The sequence below is a fragment of the Oleiphilus sp. HI0132 genome (genome assembly GCF_001635845.1).
The window spans coordinates 1-1,573 of record NZ_LWGJ01001466.1; the positions used below are offsets into that span (position 1 = coordinate 1).

Consider the following 1,573-nt stretch of genomic DNA (forward strand, 5'->3'; position numbering starts at 1 on the left):
CCGAAAAGTACGTCGCATATTTTTGTCTCGATTTGATCGTGACATAGTAACTAATAAATAAAATAGACGAACAAGTAACGATCGCCAAAGCCGCACCATAAGGAATCATGACTGCATAAGGTAAGAGCGTGCTCAAGAAAGCCAACACGATTCCAAGCCAAGCCTGCAAATAGACAATACGATTCAAGTACGGGTGATTATTCTGCAATTTAAGGAAGTTCGATACAAATACCATCCCCGATGTCACGATTAAGGGCGTTATTACCGCCATACTCTGCTCATTCCATACCGGAAAGTTTGGCCAGATAAATTGGTAAGCAAAGCCCGTCAGGGACATCTGGGCTACAGCAAAGGTAATCACGTACAAAACGTAGAACAGGTAAGCACTATCTCTAAGTCGCAAAAAAAGAAAGAAGTTATACAAAGCCATCACCAGAACGATGCCATAGTACAAACCGTGCTCGGCAAAGCGATATTGGTCAGCCTCAAAATAGCTTTTCTCTGGCCAAAGCGTAGCAGGCAACTGAATGGAACTTGAAGAGCGAACTTTCAAGTAAACATGCTGTGCTTCATCAGCGCCATCGATTGGAAATAGAAATGCTCGATGTTGAATAGGACGCTCAGAGAAAACAAAGTGATCACCTGTACGGACAAATTCAACGACTTCACCTCCTTTAACCCGATAAAACTCGATTTCATCTAGCAAAGCATAATTGATTTCCAACAACCAGGCGTGGTCATTCCCTGGCACCACAAAGCGGAACCAGTAGGTATCATGCGAAAAACCAAATGATGGCACTTCCTGCTCGTTCGAGCGCCAGTCCCAGAGGTTGTAGCCATGCACATCATCTATCGTCAAGCCATGTGTCGGATCGACAAAGAACTCAAGATGGTCTCCAGACAATGGTATGCCATTGGTGTAATGCTCCTCCGCCATAGCCGACACGGAATACAGGCAGACACACAGCGCTAGAAAGATCCAAAGTCCATTTTTTATTTGTAATTGTTTCAAGGGGTAATTGTCTTTTTCTGTGATGAGTACTTAGCTAAGTATAGACAAGGCTTAAAAACTTTCATGAAAACGTCTGGCATGTTTTCTAAGAGCTTGTTCTAATAATTAGCAAATTCAATCCAGTTTTTCAGTAAACGACGACTATGATTTTTTCCTCTAAAGGAAGCAAAACACCACTGCGCGAAAACGTTCGCCTGATAGCTAGCGCTCGCCTGGCCTTGTGGGGACTGGCTCAACTTTTTTTACTCGTTGACCATCTATATCTGAACTTAAAATTTAACTTCATCCTGGCGGAGTTTATTTTAAGCCTATTTGCTTTTTCAGCCATGTTCACCTTCGCTCAGCTTAAAAGCGCCCGTATCATTACCGAAAACTATGTCCGACTTCAATTAGTGTCAGATGTACTATTCATGAGCCTTCTGTTTCATGTAACCGGCGGCTCCGCCAACCCTTTTGTGTCACTTTTACTCTTCCCGTTAACCATTAGTGCAGTAACTGTTCTCTTTGTTCGTTGATCTTATGTTGTCGAGACTTTAACTCTTGTCTCATTCTAATGAGGAA

At 42.7% G+C, this 1,573-nt stretch carries 2 protein-coding genes; one reads left to right on the forward strand and one right to left on the reverse strand.

Annotated features, from left to right (window positions below; all coding sequences use genetic code 11):
• On the reverse strand, nucleotides 1-937 hold a 937-nt coding region (locus A3766_RS22640), incomplete at its 3' end, for a 7TM-DISM domain-containing protein (RefSeq protein ID WP_197479689.1).
• A gap of 218 nt (nucleotides 938-1,155) precedes the next feature.
• Between A3766_RS22640 and A3766_RS22645 the strand changes: the two genes are divergently transcribed.
• Complete coding sequence (locus A3766_RS22645) at nucleotides 1,156-1,527, forward strand: hypothetical protein (RefSeq protein WP_068643011.1); 372 nt, start codon at nucleotides 1,156-1,158, stop codon at nucleotides 1,525-1,527.
• The last annotated feature ends 46 nt before the right edge of the window (nucleotides 1,528-1,573 follow it).

Coding starts and splice junctions, on each gene's coding strand:
- A3766_RS22645 (WP_068643011.1), top strand. CDS start 1,156: ATGATTTTTTCCTCTAAAGGAAGCAAAACACCACTGCGCGAAAACGTT.